Source organism: Enterobacter quasimori (genome assembly GCF_018597345.1).
GTDB lineage: Bacteria > Pseudomonadota > Gammaproteobacteria > Enterobacterales > Enterobacteriaceae > Enterobacter > Enterobacter mori.
In genome coordinates this window covers 1080712-1100247 of record NZ_JAHEVU010000001.1, presented here as the reverse complement: position 1 = coordinate 1100247, position 19536 = coordinate 1080712, and the positions used below count along the sequence as shown (strand labels likewise).

Here is a 19536-nt window from a genome sequence, read left to right as displayed (position 1 = left end):
GTGATGCTCCTTATTGCTGTAAAAACGCCTTCCAGTGTTTCACCACGTCCGCCAGCTGCTCGCGGCTCACGTCGAGATGCATCACCAGACGCACGACGGGTGAGGCGTTGATCAGCACGCCACGTGATTTCATAAATTCGCCCAGCGCGGCGGCGTGCTCCTCACCCACGCGCACGAACAGCATGTTGGTGTCGTGGCGCATCACGTCGGCACCAATTTCACGCAGCTGCGCAGCCATCCACGCGGCGTTGTCGTGATCGTCCTTCAGACGCGCCACGTTGTTTTTCAGGGCATACAGCCCCGCTGCCGCCAGAATACCCGCCTGACGCATGCCGCCGCCGGTCATTTTACGCCAGCGGTTCGCACGCTTGATGTAGTCCGCATTGCCCACCAGCAGAGAGCCCACCGGCGTGCCCAGCCCTTTAGAGAGGCAAATGGTGAACGAGTCGCAGTATTGCGTAATCTCTTTCAGCTCGCAGCCGTACGCCACCACGGCGTTGAAGATGCGCGCGCCGTCAACGTGCAGGCCGAGCCTGCGCTCGCGTGTAAACTCCCATGCTGATTTGAGGTATTCGCGCGGCAGCACTTTGCCGTTGTGGGTGTTTTCAAGGCTGAGCAGCCGGGTGCGGGCGAAGTGAATATCGTCGGCTTTGATTTTCGCCGCGACCTTATCGAGCGGCAGGGTGCCGTCCGGCGCGGCGTCAATCGGCTGCGGCTGAATGCTGCCGAGCACCGCCGCGCCGCCGGCTTCATACAGGTAGTTATGCGCACCCTGGCCGACAATGTATTCTTCACCGCGCTCGCAGTGGCTGAGCAGCGCGACCAGGTTAGCCTGCGTACCGGTGGGCAGGAACAGGGCCGCCTCCTTGCCGCTCAGTTCAGCCGCATAGCGCTGCAGTTCGTTGACCGTTGGGTCATCGCCGTAGACGTCGTCCCCGACCGGGGCGGCCATCATCTCTTCGAGCATGGCGCGACTCGGGCGGGTAACGGTATCGCTGCGTAAATCAATCATTTCACATCCCTTTAATTTAAGAGGTCATGCGAAATGTTTTACCTGAGCCAGTTGGTTTTTGCCAGTTCGATCACCTCGTCACCGCGCCCGCTAATGATCGCGCGCAGCATATAGAGGCTAAAGCCTTTGGCCTGCTCAAGCTTGATCTGCGGCGGGATCGCCAGCTCCTCTTTGGCGACGACGACGTCAACCAGTACCGGACCGTCGATGGAGAAGGCGCGCTGCAGGGCTTCATCCACCTCTGAGGCTTTCTCCACGCGAATACCGGTGATGCCGCACGCTTCGGCGATACGCGCAAAGTTGGTGTCGTGCAGCTCGGTGCCGTCCGTCAGATAGCCTCCGGCCTTCATCTCCATCGCCACGAAGCCCAGCACGCTGTTGTTAAAGACCACGATTTTCAGCGGCACTTTCATCTGCACCACCGACAGGAAATCCCCCATCAGCATGCTGAACCCGCCGTCGCCGCACATCGCCACCACCTGACGCTCCGGCGCTGTCGCTTTTGCGCCCAGCGCCTGCGGCATGGCGTTGGCCATCGAGCCGTGGTTGAACGAGCCGAGCAGGCGGCGCTTGCCGTTCATCTTCAGATAGCGGGCCGCCCAGACGGTTGGCGTGCCCACGTCGCAGGTAAAGATGGCGTCGTCGTCAGCGAAATGGCTGATCTGCTGCGCCAGATACTGCGGGTGAATGGCTTTGTCGCTCGGTTTGGCGAGGTCGTCGAGCCCCTTACGGGCATCGCGATAGTCGCTCAGGGCTTTATCAAGGAACGTGCGGTCCGTTTTTTCTTCCAGCAGCGGCAGCAGGGCGGCAAGGGTGGATTTGATATCGCCCACCAGCGCCATATCGACCTTGCTGTGCGCGCCGATGCTGGCCGGGTTGATATCAATCTGAATGATTTTCGCATCCGCCGGATAGAACGGACGGTACGGGAACTGGGTACCGAGCAGGATCAGCGTGTCGGCGTTCATCATGGTGTGGAAGCCGCTGGAGAAACCGATCAGCCCGGTCATGCCCACGTCGTAAGGGTTATCGTACTCGACGTGCTCTTTGCCGCGCAGGGCGTGGACAATCGGGGATTTCAGCTTACCGGCAAATTCGAGCAGCTCTTTATGCGCGCCCGCGCAGCCGCTGCCGCACATCAGGGCGATATTGCTGGAGTAACGCAGCAGCTGGGCCAGCTTTTTCAGCTCCTCCTCGGCTGGCGTCACCACCGGCTGCGGCGCGTGATACCAGTGGGTGCTGGCACCTTCCGGTGCGGCCTTGAGGGCCACATCGCCCGGGATAACGACTACCGAAACGCCGCGGTTCAGCACGGCCTTGCGCATGGCGATCGCCAGCACCTGCGGGATCTGCTCCGGGGATGAAACCAGTTCGCAATAGTGGCTGCATTCACGGAACAGCTCCTGCGGATGCGTTTCCTGAAAATAGCCGCTGCCGATTTCGGAAGAGGGGATATGGGCGGCAATCGCCAGCACCGGCACGTGATTGCGGTGGCAGTCGAACAGCCCGTTGATCAGGTGCAGGTTACCCGGCCCGCAGGATCCGGCGCAGACGGCCAGTTCACCGGTAAGCTGCGCTTCAGCGCCTGCGGCGAAGGCGGCAACCTCTTCATGGCGAGTGGGCATCCACTCGATGGTCTTCATCTTGTTGAGGCTGTCGCTGAGTCCGTTCAGGGAATCACCGGTCACGCCCCAGATACGTTTTACGCCAGCCTGTTCGAGCGTTTTCGCTATATATGCAGCCACGGTTTGTTTCATGGTTGTCCGTCTCCTTTTTGTGATATCGCTTACAAGCTTAGAAGAAAGTCACTGTATTGCCTGCTCATTACCCCTTAATTAAAGGTGGTTTTCCTGTGCAATCATTCGGCATAATCTGGTGATGCTTAGGGTGAAAACAGGAATCATTTCAAATGGTTAAATCATTGTTAATTGCTGTTAATGAAAAGCTATCGTGCGACGATCTTGGCAAACTCTTGTTACGACTTGCCGTCGGTGGGCTGATGCTTTTTCACGGTTTGCACAAGCTTTTCGGCGGCGTGGGGTTCATCAGCGGCATGCTGGTGGAAAAAGGGCTGCCGGGGTTTATCGCCTACGGCGTGTTGATTGGCGAAGTGGTGGCACCGATCTTGATTATTGTCGGGCTCTTTACGCGCCCGGCCGCGCTGGTGCTGGCGTTTACGATGATCGTGGCGTGGCTGATGGTGGGCACGGGCAAAACCTTAGCGCTGGATGCGGTAGGCGCATGGGCGATTGAAAGCCTGGTGTACTTTTTTATCGGCTCGCTGGCGGTCGCGTTTTTAGGGGCAGGGCGGTTTGCGTTAGGGAAAGGTCCGGCGTGGCGGTAGGGGTTGTTGTAGGCCGGGTAAACGCAGTGCCACCCGGCAAAAAAGCCCGGTGGCGCTGACGCTTACCGGGCCTACGAACGTTTATTGTTTATGCGAGAACCAGATCACCCTGCGGATGGCACGAGCACGCCAGCACGTAACCCTCGGCAATTTCCGCGTCGGACAGCGTCATGGTGCTGGTGACGCTGTACTCCCCGGAAACTACTTTCGTTTTACAGCAGCCGCAGACCCCGGCACGGCAGGCCGCCGCCACCGGTACGTGGTTGCTTTCCAGCGCCTCCAGCAGCGTGGAACCCACGCGCCCAAAGAAGGTCTGCGCTGGCTGCAGTTTGGTGAACTTAACGCCGCTGGTTGCCGCCTCCGCCACCGGCGTGAAGAACTGCTCTTTGAAGAAGCGGGTCACGCCAAGCGCTTTCACCTCTTTTTCGACGATATCCATGTACGGCGCCGGTCCGCAGGTCATCACGGTGCGGTTCGCCATATCCGGCACGCTTTGCAGCAGCTCGCGGCTCAGGCGACCGGGCACAAAACCGTGGGTCGCGTTGTGCTCCGCCACCAGCGTTACCGGATAATCACGCCACTCCTCGGCAAAAATGACATCTTCCGGTGAACGCACGCTGAAGATCACCTGCACGTCAGCCTGCGGGCGATTTTTCGCCAGCCAGCGGCGCATCGACATAATCGGCGTTACGCCACAGCCCGCCGCCAGCAGCAGGAATTTATCGTCTGCTTTGTCGTCACAGGTGAAATCCCCCTGCGCGTCAGACAGCCAGATATAATCTCCCCGCTTCACGTCACGGGTCAGCCACTGGGAGCCTGCACCGTCGTCGATGCGGCGGACGGTGAGCGTAATGTACTCGCTCACGCCCGGCGTGGAGGAGATCGTGTAGGCGCGCAGGGTGTCCGCCGAGTTGCGAACGCTGACCAGCGCATACTGGCCTGCACGGTACGGATAGTAGTCATGGCACAGCAGCGACAGCGTCCACACATCCGGCGTCTCCTGATGGATGTGATGAACCTGCATCCGCCACGGACATTGTGAGGTTGGCATGGTCATGAGTTCCTCCTTACGCGCTCAGCAGCTGCTTCATATCATCTTCAACGTTGGTCACGGAACGCAGGCCGAACTTCTCGTTCAGCACCGCCAGCAGGTCCGGCGTCAGGAAGCCTGGCGCGGTCGGGCCGGTCACGATGTTGGTGACGCCGAGAGAAAGCAGGGTCAGCAGGATGACAATCGCTTTCTGCTCAAACCATGACAGCACCAGAGACAGCGGCAGATCGTTCACGCCGCAGCCCAGTTTCTCCGCCAGCGTGACCGCCAGAATGATGGCTGAGTAAGCATCGTTACACTGGCCCGCATCGATCAGGCGCGGCAGACCTTCGATGTCGCCGAAGTCCAGCTTGTTGAAGCGGTATTTGCCGCACGCCAGCGTCAGGATCAGGCAGTCTTCCGGCACGCGGGTGGCGAAGTCGGTGAAGTAGTTACGCTCGCCGCGCGCGCCGTCGCAGCCGCCGACGAGGAAGATGTGGCGCAGCTTTTCACGGCTGACGAGGTCGATCAGCGAATCAGCGGCGCCCAGCAGGGTTTCGCGGCCGAAGCCGACGGTGATCAGGTGCGGGATCTCGCTGTACGGGAAGCCTGCCATCTGCTGCGCCTGCGCTATCACCGGTCCGAAATCGTCACCTTCAAGATGGCTCACGCCCGGCCAGCCGACGATGCTGCGGGTCCAGATGCGGTCGTCATACGCGCCCACGGTAGGGTCGATGATGCAGTTAGAGGTCATCACGATTGGGCCCGGGAAGCGGGCGAACTCCACCTGCTGGTTCTGCCAGCCGCTGCCGTAGTTACCGATCAGGTGCTTAAACTTGCGCAGTTCCGGGTAGCCGTGCGCGGGCAGCATTTCACCGTGGGTATAGACGTTAACGCCGGTTCCTTCGGTCTGTTTCAGCAGGTTGTAGAGATCTTTCAGGTCGTGACCGGAAATCAGGATGCACTTGCCTTCGGTCGCCTTGACGTTGACCTGCGTTGGCGTCGGGTGGCCGTAGGTGCTGGTTTCACCGGCATCCAGAATGCTCATTACCCTGAAGTTCATCTGCCCGATTTCCATCGAGCACGCCAGCAGCGCGTTCATATCGGCAGGCCAGGTGCCCAGCCACGCCATGATTTTGTGGTACTGGGCGTAGATGTCATTGTCGTACTGACCGAGTACGTGCGCATGCTCCATATAGGCCGCCGCGCCCTTCAGGCCGTACAGGCACAGCAGACGCAGGCCGAGAATGTTCTCGCCGATCGCCGCTTTGTCTTTATTCGGGGTGAATTCTGCCGCCTGACGCTGCAGGTCGCCGAGATCGTCGCTCACCAGCTGAAGTTCGGACATCGGGTTTTCCACTCGGGCGGTGGCATCGGCCTTCAGACACTGCGCCTTCAGCGCTTCACGCAGGGCAATGGCTTCGCGGGCGTAGCCGACAATGCGCGGAGAATCGAAGTTAACGTTGGTTAGCGTGGAGAAAAATGCGCGAGGGGCGAAGCTGTCGATATAGTGGTCGACAATGCCGTATTCACGGGCTTTAAAGGCCCAGGCGGAGAGGCCTTGCAGGGCTGCAATCAGCAGATCCTGCAGGTCAGATGTTTCTGCGGTTTTGCCGCACATACCCTGTGCGTAGGAGCAGCCATTGCCTGCCGGGGTACGGATGGTTTGTTCACATTGCACACAAAACATAATCACACCTGTTAAAGTTATATTTGATATACATGTTTAAGGTTATGCCTGTGCCAGAACGGTGAAAAGGGCTTTCTGCTACAAAATAGAGGGAGATTGATTTAGCGCAATTTTGGCGGCAGGTTCGCTACCGCCAAAGAAGTATCAGGCCGAGAAGAAGGCCATCAGAACGGGAACCAGCAGGCTTAAAATAAAGCCGTGAACGATGGCGGCGGGGACCAGCTCCAGCCCCCCTGAGCGTTGTAAAACCGGCAGGGTAAAGTCCATCGAGGTCGCGCCGCACAGGCCCAGCGCGGTAGAGCGGCTGCGGCGTACCAGACCCGGGATCAGCATGATGGCAATCAATTCGCGCGCAAGGTCATTGAAGAAAGCGGCGCTGCCAATGACCGGACCGAACGATTCGGTCAGAAGAATACCGGAGAGGGAGTACCAGCCAAAACCCGACGCCATCGCCAGGCCGGTTTTCAGCGGCAGGTCGAGAATAACGGCATTAATCACGCCTGCGACCATTGAACTGGCGACGACGACAATGGCGACTATCATTCCCCGGCGGTTGAGGACAATCTGTTTCAGCGTCATGCCATTATTTCGCAGCTGAATACCAATCAGGAACAGCAGGAAGATCAGGGTATATTCGCTGGCCTCCGTGGCGTGCTGTAAAAATGACCATCCGGTAAGGCCAAGAAGGAAACCGAGCACCACGACGCCGCAGAGTTTTAATGATTCCAGCGCCATCGCAATACGGGAAGGGAGTTTTTCCTGCTGATGGTTATTTTTCCAGGGAATAGTGCGTTCCAGCCAGAACAGCGCGGCAATATTGCACAGCAAAATAACCACCACGGTGACCACGGAATAATGGAGGATGGAGAGCAAATTTGTCGCCAGATTATCCAGGAAGGCCAGGCTTATCCCCATAAAGAAAAGAATGACGTAAACAATCCAGCTGAGAAAACGGTTGATGAGCCGTAATGCGGATTCTCTGTGCAGCGGAATAAGATAGCCCACAATCAGGGGCAGCAGAATAATGAGGAGTCCTGAAAACATGAACAGCCGGTCCTTTTGAGTATCTGTTGAGCGCCAGAGACACTACCCAATAACGGCTGTCAGGTAAAGGAGCAATAAAAAAGCCGGGTGGCGGCTACGCCTTACCCGGCCTACAAGTGCACACTCACGTAGGTCGGGTAAGCGTTAGCGCCACCCGACACCGGGCGCAATTAATCGCGTTTTTCCAGCAGGGTGCGATACAGCACGCCGCCCAGAATACCGCCGATAATTGGCATCACCCAGAACAGCCACAGCTGCTCAAGCGCCCAACCGCCCTGGAAAATAGCAACCGCGGTGCTGCGCGCCGGGTTAACGGAGGTGTTGGTCACCGGGATTGAGATCAGGTGAATCAGCGTCAGCGCCAGACCAATGGCGATTGGCGCGAAGCCTGCAGGTGCGTATTTGTCCGTTGCGCCGTGAATAACCAGCAGGAAGCCTGCGGTCAGTACGATTTCAATCACGATGGCAGACAGCATGGAGTAGCCGCCCGGGGAGTGTTCACCGAAACCGTTAGAGGCGAAACCGCTGGCTGCGGCGTCAAAGCCTGCTTTGCCGCTGGCAATCACGTACAGGACTGCGGCTGCAATAATACCGCCAATAACCTGGGCAATAATATAGCCTAATACGTCTTTCAGCGGGAAACGACCGCCCGCCCATAAACCCAGCGTCACAGCAGGGTTAAAATGACCGCCGGAAATATGCCCTACCGCGAATGCCATGGTTAAAACCGTTAAGCCGAATGCCAGCGCGACGCCGACAAAACCAATACCTAATTCCGGGAATGCCGCTGCCAGCACGGCACTACCGCAGCCACCAAACACCAGCCAGAATGTACCAAAACATTCTGCCGCTAATTTTCTGAACATAACCACCTCAATAATAAATTTCCGCACGCTATCCTGCGCACGGGTTATATCGCCATAAAGGGATGACGACTCAAAGAGCCTTTATTTTAGAAAGCAACAACATCCCTTCGCCACTTAAATAAATTCGGATAATTTGATTTAAGGCAATGTGATGTCAATCCTTGTTCAAACTGGAGGTAAATAGAGCATAGTCCAATTTTCAAACGGGAGTATCTTGTTCTGTAAGCACCTTTTCAAATGAAACTTGATGGGTAAATTCTGAATTTTTCGTGCTTCATCGGAATAACGGAGGTGTCTGGCAGTGTCCACTCGGCCCTGCTGCCGCTATACTGCTGATAACTTGAAGGAAAAAGTGGTTATTACGCGGGGGATTTATGCTTCTCGAACGTGTGGAAATTGTCGGGTTTCGCGGTATTAACCGCCTGTCGCTCCAGCTGGAGCAGAACAACGTCCTGATCGGTGAAAACGCCTGGGGTAAATCCAGCCTGCTGGATGCGCTGACCCTGCTGCTTTCCCCTGAAGATGACTTGTACCACTTCGTTCACGATGACTTCTGGTTTCCGCCGGGGGATGTCACCGGGCGCGAGAAGCATCTGCATATCATCCTGACGTTCCGCGAGTCCGAGCCGGGGCGGCATCGCGTGCGTCGTTTCCGCCCGATGTCGCCATGCTGGGTGCCATGCGATGATGACTATCACCGTATTTTCTATCGTCTTGAAGGGGAGATGGCGGAAAATGACGGGGTGTTAACCCTGCGTGAGTTTCTTGATGAAAAAGGCAACCCCATCCCGCTGGAGAATATTGACGACCTGGCGCGCCACCTGATTCGCCTCTCGCCGGTGCTGCGCCTGCGCGATGCGCGCTTTATGCGCCGGATCCGCAACGGTACCGTACCCAATATGCCGGAGGTGGAAGTCACCGCCCGCGAGCTGGATTTCCTGGCGCGTGAGCTGGTCTCTCGCCCGCAAAACCTCACCGATGGTCAAATCCGCCAGGGGCTTTCGGCCATGGTGCAGCTGCTGGAGCACTATTTTTCCGAGCAGGGGACGTCACAGTCACGCCATCGCCTGATGCGTCGCCGTTCGCACGATGAACAACGCAGCTGGCGCTATCTTGATATCATTAACCGGATGATAGACCGGCCCGGTGGACGTACCCATCGGGTGATCCTGCTGGGGTTATTCTCGACGCTTTTGCAGGCGAAAGGCACCGTTCGGTTAGACCGGGACGCCCGCCCGCTGCTGCTGGTGGAAGACCCCGAGACGCGTCTGCATCCCATCATGCTCTCCGTTGCGTGGCACCTGTTGAACCTGCTGCCGCTGCAGCGCGTGACCACCACCAACTCCGGCGAGTTGCTCTCGCTAACCCCCGTGGAATACGTCTGCCGCCTGGTGCGCGAATCCTCACGCGTATCCGCATACCGGCTGGGGCCGGGCGGCCTGAATGCGGAAGACGGTCGCCGCATTGCATTTCATATTCGCTTTAATCGTGCGTCATCGCTGTTTGCCCGCTGCTGGCTGTTGGTTGAGGGTGAAACCGAGACCTGGGTTATCAACGAACTGGCGCGTCAGTGCGGTCACCACTTCGATGCGGAAGGTATTAAGGTCATAGAGTTTGCCCAGTCGGGGTTAAAACCGCTGATCAAGTTTGCCCGCAGGATGGGGATTGAATGGCATGTTCTGGTCGATGGCGATGAAGCAGGTAAAAAGTATGCCGCAACCGTGCGCGGTTTGCTGAATAACGATCGCGAAGAAGAGCGTGACCATCTGACTATGCTGCCCGCGATGGACATGGAACACTTTATGTATCGACAGGGATTTGACGATGTTTTTCACCGCGTGGCGATGATCCCGGTGGATGTGCCGATGAACATGCGGCGGGTGATCGCCAAAGCGATTCATCGTTCGTCGAAGCCGGACCTGGCCATCGAAGTGGCGACGGAGGCGGGAAGGCGAGGCGTAGAGTCCGTGCCCACGCTGCTGCGTAAAATGTTCTCCCGCGTGCTTTGGCTGGCACGCGGGAGGGCGGATTAACGTTGGGTCGCCTGCGTCATTTGTTGGATCAGGCTATCCAGCAGTTCGTAGCGGCGGCGGTATTCAGCACGTTTCTTACTCGCGATCTCTTCCATCGGTTTGCGCGGCATGGTTAACGGCAGCGCGAAATGGCCGCTCTCCTGGCGTTCGCCACCCAGGGAGCGCCAGAAACTGTCGTAATCCGCCAGCAGTTTCCCCTCTTTTTTCTTGCGGTAACGCCAGCTACGGTAAATGTGAGTGGCGTTGCTCACGGCGAGGATCTGTTCAACCGGGAACGCGGTGCCCAGCGTCATCACCGCTTCAACCAGCAGACGTTTCGGGAACAGGCCGTGGCACGCTTTGGTTGCGCCCTGAATCAACTCATGCGGAACGTGCGCTTTTGCGCCCTGTAACCCGCCGATGAACAGCGTGGATTTTCCCTCAAACGGGCACAGCGTAAAGGTCATTTCGGCCAGCACGGTGTTCTGATGGTTGCAGAAGGTAAGGGTTGCTTCACCCTCTTTATCCATGAAGGCATCGGCACACAGGCGAATCGTGAATTGCTGCTCGTCCTTTCCGGTTAGCGTCAGCAGCGTCATCCCCTGACCTGAAAGATAGCCCTTGAGCAGCGCGGCGGGGAGGCGTTGGCTCATCGTCTGATAGTGCCCGTTTAGCGCCTCCAGCGCGTTCCGGCGGTTCATACTGACCGTCAGCCACGGACGATGCAGGCGGCACGGCAGCCCCGGCTGGACCTGCAAGATTTGCATCAGACGCGGTTGCTTTGCCAGGCTTGCCAGCAGGCGGGCGGTGCTGAAAGGGGAAGCCAGGGAACGTAACATAAATTTGCGTCGATATGAGGGGTTCTGCCACGCCAGACCGGGCGTGATGGCACCGGTTGCCAGACTTTTAAAAAGCGCCCAGCCGGACGCAGGCTGCGGCAAAGAGGAATAAGGTGTATCGACTATGGAAGACATGTTAGATCCTGCTTCTGGGGGAAGAAGGCTATTTCAGCAGGCGTTTTGTCAACGTCATGTAAACAAATGCGGCCATTTCCAGAAAACAGGGGTTTCGTTGAGGAGTGGTTTAGATAGAATCAACGGTGATGTTAGCCAGAATAATTATTTGGAATATTTATGAACCTTAAGGGAAAACGCAGAAAACTGTTTCTGCTGCTGGCGGTCGTGCTGGTGGTCGGTGGATTCTGGCTTTGGCAGGTCCTCAATGCGCCTGTACCACAGTATCAAACGCTGATCGTTCGCCCCGGCGAGCTGCAGCAAAACGTGCTGGCGACCGGCAAACTGGATGCCCTGCGTAAAGTCGATGTTGGCGCGCAGGTGAGCGGCCAGTTGAAAACGCTGTCCGTCGAGATTGGCGACAAGGTCAAAAAAGGCCAGCTGCTTGGCGTTATCGATCCTGAACAGGCCGAAAACCAGATCCGCGAAGTGGAAGCGACGCTGATGGAGCTGCGCGCGCAGCGTGCGCAGGCTCTGGCGGAGCGTAACCTTGCGCAGGTGACGCTGACGCGCCAGCAGGCGCTGGCGAAAACCCAGGCCATTTCGAAGCAGGATCTCGATACCGCCACCACGGAGCTGGCGGTAAAACAGGCGCAGATCGGCACCATCGACGCGCAGATTAAACGCAATCAGGCCTCGCTGGATACGGCGAAAACCAACCTCGACTACACCAAAATCGTCGCGCCGATGGCCGGAGAAGTGACGCAAATCACCACGCTGCAGGGACAGACGGTGATTGCCGCGCAGCAGGCGCCAAACATCCTGACGCTGGCGGACATGGGCACCATGCTGGTCAAAGCCCAGGTTTCCGAGGCGGATGTGATCCATCTTAAGCCGGGGCAGAACGCCTGGTTTACGGTGCTGGGCGATCCGCAGACCCGCTACGAAGGCGTGCTGAAAGACATTCTGCCGACGCCGGAAAAAGTGAACGACGCCATCTTCTACTATGCCCGCTTTGAGGTACCAAACCCGCAGGGCGTGCTGCGTCTGGACATGACCGCCCAGGTACATATCCAGCTGACCGGCGTGAAAAACGTGCTGACCGTTCCGCTCTCCGCGCTGGGTGAATCCGCCGGGGATAGCCGCTACAAGGTGAAGGTGCTACGCAACGGCGAAACGCGCGAGCGCGAAGTGGTGATTGGCGCGCGCAACGACACCGACGTGGTGGTGGTGAAAGGGCTGGAAGAGGGTGAGGAGGTTGTCACCAGCGAAAGCCTGCCCGGAGCCGCTAAATGACCGCGCTGCTTGAGCTGAAGGATATCCGCCGCAGCTATCCGTCCGGCGACGGCCCGGTGGAGGTGCTGAAAGGGATCTCGCTGCGCGTGGAAGCGGGCGAGATGGTGGCGATTGTCGGGGCGTCCGGTTCCGGTAAATCGACGCTGATGAACATTCTCGGCTGTCTGGATAAACCCACCAGCGGCACGTACCGGGTGGCCGGAACGGATGTCTCCACCCTGGACGGCGACGCGCTGGCCAGGCTACGCCGGGAACACTTCGGCTTTATCTTCCAGCGTTACCACCTGCTTTCTCACCTGAGCGCGGCGCAGAACGTGGAGGTTCCCGCGGTTTATGCGGGCGTCGAGCGGAAGAAGCGGCTTGAGCGCGCGAAGGCGCTGTTAACGCGCCTTGGTCTGGCGGAGCGCGTGGAGTATCAGCCGTCGCAGCTTTCCGGCGGGCAGCAGCAGCGCGTGAGTATTGCCCGCGCCCTGATGAACGGCGGGCAGGTGATCCTCGCGGATGAACCGACGGGCGCGCTCGACAGCCACTCCGGCGAAGAGGTGATGGCGATCCTGCACCAGCTGCGCGATCAGGGCCACACGGTGATTATCGTCACCCACGACCCGCAGGTGGCGGCGCAGGCGGAACGCATCATTGAGATCCACGACGGCGAGCTGGTGAGCAACCCGCCGCCGGGCGAGTCCCGGGCGGCGGCACCGAAAGAGGCGCTGCCGGCCGCAACCGGCTGGGGGCAGTTCTCCAGCGGCTTTCGTGAAGCGCTGACCATGGCCTGGCTGGCGATGGCGGCCAATAAAATGCGCACCCTGCTGACGATGCTCGGCATCATCATCGGTATTGCCTCGGTGGTGTCGATTGTGGTGGTGGGCGACGCGGCGAAACAGCTGGTGCTGGCGGATATCCGCGCCATCGGCACCAATACCATCGACGTCTATCCCGGCAAAGACTTTGGCGACGACGAGCCGCAGTATCAGCAGGCGCTGAAGTATGACGATCTGGCGGCGATCCAGAAGCAGCCGTGGGTGAACTCCGCCACGCCTGCGGTCTCACAAAACCTGCGTTTGCGCTACGGCAACATTGACGTAGCGGCCAGCGCCAACGGCGTCAGCGGCGACTACTTCAACGTCTACGGCATGACCTTCAGCGAAGGGGCGACCTTCAACGCCGAGCAGCTGGCGGGCAGGGCGCAGGTGGTGGTGTTAGACGCCAACTCCCGCAGGCAGCTCTTCCCGAATAAAACCAGCGTGGTGGGCGAGGTGATCCTGGTGGGCAATATGCCAGCCACGGTGATCGGCGTGGCGGAAGAGAAGCAGTCGATGTTCGGCAGCAGCAAAATCCTGCGCGTCTGGCTGCCCTACACGACGATTTCCGGGCGCATTATGGGCCAGTCCTGGCTTAACTCCATCACCGTTCGCGTGAAGGAGGGCTACGACAGCGCGATGGCCGAACAGCAGCTTGAGCGACTGCTCACCCTGCGCCATGGGAAGAAGGATTTCTTCACCTGGAACATGGACGGTCTCTTGAAAACGGCGGAAAAGACCACACGTACTCTTCAGATGTTCCTGACGCTGGTGGCGGTGATTTCGCTGGTTGTCGGCGGTATCGGGGTGATGAATATCATGCTGGTGTCGGTCACGGAGCGCACGCGGGAGATTGGCATCCGCATGGCGGTCGGGGCCAGAGCCAGCGACGTGCTGCAGCAGTTTTTGATTGAAGCGGTGCTGGTGTGTCTGGTCGGCGGGGCGATGGGGATCGCGCTTTCGATGATGATCGCGTTTGCGCTCCAGCTCTTTTTACCGGGTTGGGAGATTGGCTTTTCCCCCGTGGCGATCCTCACGGCGTTCCTGTGCTCGACCTTCACGGGTATTTTGTTTGGCTGGTTACCGGCACGCAATGCGGCAAGACTGGATCCGGTGGATGCGCTGGCTCGCGAATAGGCTGAAAATAAAAATGCCAGCCGATCGGGCTGGCATTTTGCCTGCGGGGTGTACACAATGAATCAGGGAGCTATGCAACCGCTTCTGCTTCAACGGGGACGATCAGACTGGCGTGATTGCCTTTAGGCCCCTGGTGTACATCGAACCGAACGGACTGCCCGGCTTTGAGCGTCCTGTAACCATCCATCTGAATGGTGGAATAGTGAGCGAAGATATCCTCGCCGCCGCCTTCAGGGCAGATGAAGCCAAACCCTTTGGCGTTGTTGAACCACTTAACAGTACCCATTTCCATGCTTCGACATCCTTCGTAAATCTTATAAGTTAAGATGGAATGAACCGGTGGTGGAGTGGGGGCTGTTCAAAACCTCGCCATCTCACGCTTGTACAATTTAGATAAACGGAAGAAGCCGTCAAGCGTTTGGCGCTGGAGTTGGGACAATAATCAACCAAAATTTGAGGCAGTTAACGCTATTGCAACAGTTTGTGACAGACATCGCGGATGACAGTAATAGATGATTGTTATCTAACATCTGAGGTAGATTCAAAGTGGTTATGCATAATGGGTAAGACCAACGATTGGCTGGATTTTGACCAGCTGGCGGAAGACAAAGTGCGCGACGCGCTAAAACCGCCATCTATGTATAAAGTTATGTTAATGAACGATGATTACACGCCGATGGAATTTGTTATTGACGTGCTACAAAAGTTCTTTTCTTATGATGTAGAACGTGCAACGCAACTGATGCTTACCGTTCATTATCGAGGCAAAGCGATCTGCGGCATCTTTACTGCCGAAGTCGCGGAAACCAAAGTGGCGATGGTGAACGACTATGCGAGGGAGAACGAGCATCCGTTGCTGTGTACGCTGGAAAAGGCCTGATAAGGCATAAAATTGGGGGAGGTGCCTATGCTCAATCAAGAACTGGAACTCAGTTTAAACATGGCTTTCGCCAGAGCGCGTGAGCACCGACATGAGTTTATGACCGTCGAGCATTTACTGCTCGCACTGCTTAGCAACCCATCTGCCCGCGAAGCGCTGGAAGCCTGCTCCGTGGATCTGGTGGCGCTACGTCAGGAACTCGAAGCCTTCATCGAACAAACCACACCGGTGCTGCCAGCCAGTGAAGAAGAGCGCGACACGCAGCCGACGCTCAGCTTCCAGCGCGTGCTGCAGCGCGCGGTCTTCCACGTCCAGTCTTCCGGACGTAGCGAAGTGACTGGCGCAAACGTCTTAGTCGCCATCTTCAGCGAGCAGGAGTCACAGGCTGCCTACCTGCTGCGTAAACACGAAGTCAGCCGCCTCGACGTGGTTAACTTTATTTCTCACGGAACGCGCAAAGACGAGCCTAACCAGGCATCGGACTCCAGCAATCAGGTCAATAACAATGAAGAGCAAGCAGGCGGGGAGGATCGTATGGAAAACTTCACCACCAACCTTAACCAGCTTGCTCGCGTTGGCGGTATCGACCCGCTGATTGGTCGCGATAAAGAGCTGGAGCGCGCGATCCAGGTGCTGTGCCGTCGCCGCAAGAACAACCCGCTGCTGGTGGGGGAATCAGGCGTGGGTAAAACCGCGATTGCCGAAGGTCTTGCCTGGCGCATTGTGCAGGGCGACGTGCCGGAAGTGATTGCCGACTGCACCATCTACTCGCTGGATATCGGCTCGCTGCTGGCGGGCACGAAATATCGCGGTGATTTTGAAAAACGCTTCAAGGCGCTGTTAAAACAGCTGGAGCAGGACACCAACAGCATCCTGTTTATCGATGAGATCCACACCATCATCGGCGCGGGTGCGGCCTCCGGTGGCCAGGTGGATGCGGCTAACCTGATCAAACCGCTGCTCTCCAGCGGCAAGATCCGCGTGATGGGCTCCACGACCTACCAGGAGTTCAGCAACATCTTTGAGAAAGACCGCGCGCTGGCGCGTCGCTTCCAGAAAATCGACGTGACCGAGCCGTCCGTTGACGAAACGGTGCAGATCATCAACGGCCTGAAAACCAAGTACGAAGCGCACCACGACGTGCGTTACACCGCGAAAGCGGTACGTGCGGCGGTGGAGCTGGCGGTGAAATACATCAACGATCGTCATCTGCCGGATAAAGCGATTGACGTAATTGATGAGGCAGGAGCGCGTGCGCGCCTGATGCCGGCCAGCAAGCGTAAGAAAACCGTTAACGTGGCGGATATTGAGTCCGTGGTGGCCCGCATCGCGCGTATCCCTGAGAAAAGCGTCTCTCAGAGCGACCGCGACACGCTGCGCACCCTCGGCAATCGCCTGAAAATGCTGGTCTTTGGTCAGGATAAAGCCATTGAGGCCTTAACCGAAGCGATCAAGATGGCCCGTGCCGGACTGGGGCATGAGCACAAGCCTGTCGGTTCCTTCCTGTTTGCCGGCCCGACCGGCGTGGGGAAAACCGAGGTAACGGTTCAGCTCTCCAAAGCGCTGGGCATTGAGCTGCTGCGCTTTGATATGTCCGAGTATATGGAGCGTCACACCGTCAGCCGTTTGATTGGTGCACCTCCGGGATACGTGGGCTTTGACCAGGGCGGCCTGCTCACCGACGCGGTGATCAAGCATCCGCACGCGGTACTGCTGCTCGATGAAATCGAGAAAGCGCACCCGGACGTGTTCAACATCCTGTTGCAGGTGATGGACAACGGGACGCTGACCGACAACAACGGGCGCAAGGCGGACTTCCGCAACGTGGTGCTGGTGATGACCACCAACGCCGGGGTGCGTGAAACCGAGCGTAAATCTATCGGCCTGATCCACCAGGATAACAGCACCGATGCGATGGAGGAGATCAAGAAGATCTTCACGCCGGAGTTCCGTAACCGTCTGGACAACATTATCTGGTTCGATCACCTGTCTACCGAGGTGATCCATCAGGTGGTGGATAAGTTCATCGTCGAGCTGCAGGTTCAGCTGGATCAGAAAGGCGTGTCGCTGGAAGTGAGCCAGGAGGCCCGCAACTGGCTGGCCGAGAAAGGCTACGACCGTGCGATGGGTGCCCGTCCGATGGCGCGCGTGATTCAGGACAACCTGAAGAAACCGCTGGCGAACGAGCTGCTGTTCGGCTCGCTGGTGGACGGCGGCCAGGTGACCGTGGCGCTGGACCAGGCGAAGAACGAACTGACGTACGATTTCCAGAGTGCGGCGAAGCACAAGCCGGAAGCGGCTCACTGAGTTGTAAGATAAAAGCAAAACGGCAACTTCGGTTGCCGTTTTTTTTGTTTTCTCCCTCTCCCTGTGGGAGAGGGCTGGGGTGAGGGCATCAGGCCGCAGAGGAATTTTGCGAGGCGCTTTCCAGTTTCGTACGACGTTGGTTGCTGGATAAATCCACAGTAATAAAATGGCGGCGCACCTGCAAAATCAGGTGCCGGGATTGGCGTCCTGATTACACACGAGAAATGATGTTGATACGTCAACTATCATCAGGTTCGTTCACACTTTTGAAAGCTAGCGATATAATCCGCAGACTCAATTATGGTGGGCTGAACCGGGGCTTCTTTTGAAGCGCCGATTTTCCCGTGTGGGTCGGTACGCCAAACCGGTTCAGTCTGCCACCTGAATTGGCGTTCGGGTGGAGATCTCATCATTTCACACGGAGTCATAACCAAATGGAACATAACAATTTTTCACAGCTCTACACCGAACTCTCCCTCAACCCCGATCTCCCCACCCTCGCCGAGCGCTGCAAACTGCTCACCGAAATCCTCCTCGACTGCAAATCACTCCCCCAAACGCAGCCCGTTTGCCGTTGCCTCGGGGCTTATCTGGAAGAGGTGAAAACCGGCCTCACAGAATCCATGCGTGATTTTCAGGTGGTGGAATTTGGGGATGAAGCGGAACAACCGCTGCAAAAAGAGTGGTTGCTGGAAGATACAGAAACGAAATGTGACTACTGCCGGGCGTTAAACCACGTGCTGCTGGTGTCGCATTTTGACCGCGATATGTTGCCGCATCTTACGGGATTACTTCACGACATGGCACATTCTATGGCAGGGGATTTAATCGCTCCTGTACAACCATGGATGACAATACATCTTCCGACGCAGCAACACTAACGCCATAAATAAAAAAGGCCGGGATTATCCCGACCTTTTAAATATTCATCTGCCATTACAGGCGAAAACAATTAGCGACTACGGAAGACAATGCGGCCTTTGCTCAGGTCGTACGGGGTCAGTTCAACAGTCACTTTGTCGCCCGTCAAAATGCGGATGTAGTTTTTGCGCATTTTACCGGAGATGTGCGCAGTTACCACGTGACCGTTTTCCAGCTCTACGCGAAACATGGTATTAGGCAACGTATCAAGTACGGTACCCTGCATTTCAATATTGTCTTCTTTGGCCATCTAATCCTCTGGGGTATCACTACCAAGTTTTGAACCGGCAAGATAATGCCGAAATTCATCAATTAAGTAAAGAATTGCGCGTTTAAAACGCAGCAAAACAGTTTCAGCGCATTGCCCAAGCGTCACGGTACAACCGAACAGAAAGCGCATTCGTAAAGGGGAAACGACAGGATAAACGTCAGGACGTTATCTGAAGCGAGGGTCCCAAACGGCGGCGGGGCAACAGGCAGAAGCTACTCTGCGGCATAATTATAACACCCTCATAAAAAATATGCGGAAAACATTTAGGCATTGGGCAGAAAGAGTGTACGCGGTACCCAGAAGTCGCGCGGGAGCTTCTCCAGACGACAATTATCAAGGTGTTCAATGTAGTGGCGGCGGGAGATTTCGACGGCGCCGAGCGAGGCGGTATGCTCGTTAAGCACCTGGCAATCCATCAGTCGTCCACCACGTTGGGCAAATTCCTCGCAGAACACCAGCAGTGCCGTTTTTGAGGCATTAACCGCACGCGAGAACATCGACTCCCCACAAAACAGCGTTCCCTGGGCCACGCCGTACATGCCGCCCATCAGCTCACCCCCATCCCATACTTCAATAGAATGCGCGTAACCCAGCTCATGCAGCTGATGATAGGCGGTGATGATATCGCGAGTGATCCATGTACCTTCGTGCCGATCTTCAGCACAGCCTTCAATAACCTGACCAAAAGCGTGATTCAGGGTTACGCGATACGGCGACTTCGCGTGAAAGCGCTTCATGCTGCGGCTAATGTGAAACTGCGCTGGCCACAATACGGCTCGTGGATCGGGCGACCACCATAAAATCGGGTCGCCTGGAGAAAACCACGGAAAAATCCCGCGCTGATAAGCCATCAACAGACGAGCAGGGCTGAGATCGCCGCCCAGTGCCAGCAACCCGTTGGGTTCACGTAGCGCCCCCTCCGGTGAAGGGAACGCAATATTATGACGAGACAGCTGGACCAGGCGCATGACAG

17 protein-coding genes are annotated in these 19536 nt (G+C 57.2%); 7 read left to right on the top strand and 10 right to left on the bottom strand.

Features of this window, described 5'->3' with window-relative positions:
• Positions 1-10 precede the first annotated feature (10 nt).
• Positions 11-1012 (bottom strand): low-specificity L-threonine aldolase, encoded by a 1002-nt coding sequence (gene ltaE / locus KK102_RS05300; RefSeq protein WP_216357110.1) that lies wholly within the window; start codon positions 1010-1012, stop codon positions 11-13.
• 38 nt (positions 1013-1050) lie between these two features.
• On the bottom strand, positions 1051-2769 hold the full coding sequence (poxB, locus tag KK102_RS05295; RefSeq protein WP_216357109.1) for a ubiquinone-dependent pyruvate dehydrogenase: 1719 nt from the start codon (positions 2767-2769) through the stop codon (positions 1051-1053).
• A 152-nt stretch (positions 2770-2921) separates the two neighbouring features.
• On the opposite strand from poxB, the gene KK102_RS05290 reads away from it, so the two are divergent.
• Positions 2922-3356, top strand: coding sequence for a DoxX family protein (locus KK102_RS05290; protein ID WP_126543569.1), 435 nt, complete (start codon positions 2922-2924; stop codon positions 3354-3356).
• An 88-nt stretch (positions 3357-3444) separates the two neighbouring features.
• Here the strand turns inward: KK102_RS05290 and hcr are convergent, their stop codons facing one another.
• From hcr to aqpZ, 4 genes are all read right to left on the bottom strand, one after another.
• On the bottom strand, positions 3445-4413 hold the full coding sequence (gene hcr / locus KK102_RS05285) for an NADH oxidoreductase (RefSeq protein ID WP_216357108.1): 969 nt from the start codon (positions 4411-4413) through the stop codon (positions 3445-3447).
• A gap of 10 nt (positions 4414-4423) precedes the next feature.
• On the bottom strand, positions 4424-6076 hold the full coding sequence (gene hcp, locus KK102_RS05280; RefSeq protein ID WP_216357107.1) for a hydroxylamine reductase: 1653 nt from the start codon (positions 6074-6076) through the stop codon (positions 4424-4426).
• Positions 6077-6220: 144 nt separating this feature from the next.
• The gene (locus tag KK102_RS05275) at positions 6221-7120 is read right to left on the bottom strand and encodes a LysO family transporter (protein WP_126543571.1); all 900 of its coding nucleotides are present in this window, start codon (positions 7118-7120) and stop codon (positions 6221-6223) included.
• Positions 7121-7290: 170 nt separating this feature from the next.
• The gene (aqpZ, locus tag KK102_RS05270) at positions 7291-7986 is read right to left on the bottom strand and encodes an aquaporin Z (RefSeq protein WP_126543572.1); all 696 of its coding nucleotides are present in this window, start codon (positions 7984-7986) and stop codon (positions 7291-7293) included.
• A gap of 374 nt (positions 7987-8360) precedes the next feature.
• Between aqpZ and KK102_RS05265 the strand changes: the two genes are divergently transcribed.
• Positions 8361-10019, top strand: coding sequence for an ATP-dependent endonuclease (locus tag KK102_RS05265; protein WP_216357106.1), 1659 nt, complete (start codon positions 8361-8363; stop codon positions 10017-10019).
• Here KK102_RS05265 and KK102_RS05260 read toward each other — a convergent pair.
• Positions 10016-10972: a VirK/YbjX family protein gene (locus tag KK102_RS05260; RefSeq protein WP_216357105.1), complete on the bottom strand. Its 957-nt coding sequence runs from the start codon at positions 10970-10972 to the stop codon at positions 10016-10018. The two genes, KK102_RS05265 and KK102_RS05260, sit on opposite strands and share 4 nt — an antisense overlap.
• A gap of 159 nt (positions 10973-11131) precedes the next feature.
• Between KK102_RS05260 and macA the strand changes: the two genes are divergently transcribed.
• Positions 11132-12247 (top strand): macrolide transporter subunit MacA, encoded by a 1116-nt coding sequence (gene macA, locus KK102_RS05255; protein ID WP_010429157.1) that lies wholly within the window; start codon positions 11132-11134, stop codon positions 12245-12247.
• Entirely contained in the window at positions 12244-14184 is a 1941-nt protein-coding gene (gene macB, locus KK102_RS05250; RefSeq protein WP_216357104.1) for a macrolide ABC transporter ATP-binding protein/permease MacB, read from the top strand. Before macA ends, macB begins: the two co-directional genes overlap by 4 nt.
• Positions 14185-14254: 70 nt before the next feature.
• On the opposite strand, the gene cspD is transcribed toward macB, so the two are convergent.
• On the bottom strand, positions 14255-14476 hold the full coding sequence (gene cspD / locus KK102_RS05245; protein ID WP_006174390.1) for a cold shock-like protein CspD: 222 nt from the start codon (positions 14474-14476) through the stop codon (positions 14255-14257).
• A gap of 267 nt (positions 14477-14743) precedes the next feature.
• Between cspD and clpS the strand changes: the two genes are divergently transcribed.
• From clpS to KK102_RS05230, 3 genes are all read left to right on the top strand, one after another.
• Positions 14744-15064, top strand: a complete 321-nt coding sequence (gene clpS, locus KK102_RS05240; protein ID WP_006174393.1) for an ATP-dependent Clp protease adapter ClpS — start codon at positions 14744-14746, stop codon at positions 15062-15064.
• A gap of 27 nt (positions 15065-15091) precedes the next feature.
• The gene (gene clpA, locus KK102_RS05235) at positions 15092-17371 is read left to right on the top strand and encodes an ATP-dependent Clp protease ATP-binding subunit ClpA (RefSeq protein WP_193359484.1); all 2280 of its coding nucleotides are present in this window, start codon (positions 15092-15094) and stop codon (positions 17369-17371) included.
• A gap of 434 nt (positions 17372-17805) precedes the next feature.
• The gene (locus KK102_RS05230) at positions 17806-18252 is read left to right on the top strand and encodes a hypothetical protein (RefSeq protein ID WP_216357103.1); all 447 of its coding nucleotides are present in this window, start codon (positions 17806-17808) and stop codon (positions 18250-18252) included.
• 71 nt (positions 18253-18323) lie between these two features.
• On the opposite strand, the gene infA is transcribed toward KK102_RS05230, so the two are convergent.
• Entirely contained in the window at positions 18324-18542 is a 219-nt protein-coding gene (infA, locus tag KK102_RS05225) for a translation initiation factor IF-1 (protein WP_002211347.1), read from the bottom strand.
• Between the two features lie 284 nt (positions 18543-18826).
• Positions 18827-19531: a leucyl/phenylalanyl-tRNA--protein transferase gene (gene aat / locus KK102_RS05220; protein WP_126543578.1), complete on the bottom strand. Its 705-nt coding sequence runs from the start codon at positions 19529-19531 to the stop codon at positions 18827-18829.
• Between the last annotated feature and the right edge of the window lie 5 nt (positions 19532-19536).

Excerpts from the sequence above, each read along its gene's own strand:
- macA (WP_010429157.1), top strand. The coding sequence starts at position 11,132 with ATGAACCTTAAGGGAAAACGCAGAAAACTGTTTCTGCTGCTGGCGGTC.
- aat (WP_126543578.1), bottom strand. The coding sequence starts at position 19,531 with ATGCGCCTGGTCCAGCTGTCTCGTCATAATATTGCGTTCCCTTCACCG.
- clpA (WP_193359484.1), top strand. The coding sequence starts at position 15,092 with ATGCTCAATCAAGAACTGGAACTCAGTTTAAACATGGCTTTCGCCAGA.
- KK102_RS05260 (WP_216357105.1), bottom strand. The coding sequence starts at position 10,972 with ATGTCTTCCATAGTCGATACACCTTATTCCTCTTTGCCGCAGCCTGCG.
- infA (WP_002211347.1), bottom strand. The coding sequence starts at position 18,542 with ATGGCCAAAGAAGACAATATTGAAATGCAGGGTACCGTACTTGATACG.
- poxB (WP_216357109.1), bottom strand. The coding sequence starts at position 2,769 with ATGAAACAAACCGTGGCTGCATATATAGCGAAAACGCTCGAACAGGCT.
- cspD (WP_006174390.1), bottom strand. The coding sequence starts at position 14,476 with ATGGAAATGGGTACTGTTAAGTGGTTCAACAACGCCAAAGGGTTTGGC.
- KK102_RS05275 (WP_126543571.1), bottom strand. The coding sequence starts at position 7,120 with ATGTTTTCAGGACTCCTCATTATTCTGCTGCCCCTGATTGTGGGCTAT.
- hcp (WP_216357107.1), bottom strand. The coding sequence starts at position 6,076 with ATGTTTTGTGTGCAATGTGAACAAACCATCCGTACCCCGGCAGGCAAT.
- hcr (WP_216357108.1), bottom strand. The coding sequence starts at position 4,413 with ATGACCATGCCAACCTCACAATGTCCGTGGCGGATGCAGGTTCATCAC.
- clpS (WP_006174393.1), top strand. The coding sequence starts at position 14,744 with ATGGGTAAGACCAACGATTGGCTGGATTTTGACCAGCTGGCGGAAGAC.
- KK102_RS05265 (WP_216357106.1), top strand. The coding sequence starts at position 8,361 with ATGCTTCTCGAACGTGTGGAAATTGTCGGGTTTCGCGGTATTAACCGC.
- macB (WP_216357104.1), top strand. The coding sequence starts at position 12,244 with ATGACCGCGCTGCTTGAGCTGAAGGATATCCGCCGCAGCTATCCGTCC.
- ltaE (WP_216357110.1), bottom strand. The coding sequence starts at position 1,012 with ATGATTGATTTACGCAGCGATACCGTTACCCGCCCGAGTCGCGCCATG.
- KK102_RS05290 (WP_126543569.1), top strand. The coding sequence starts at position 2,922 with ATGGTTAAATCATTGTTAATTGCTGTTAATGAAAAGCTATCGTGCGAC.
- aqpZ (WP_126543572.1), bottom strand. The coding sequence starts at position 7,986 with ATGTTCAGAAAATTAGCGGCAGAATGTTTTGGTACATTCTGGCTGGTG.
- KK102_RS05230 (WP_216357103.1), top strand. The coding sequence starts at position 17,806 with ATGGAACATAACAATTTTTCACAGCTCTACACCGAACTCTCCCTCAAC.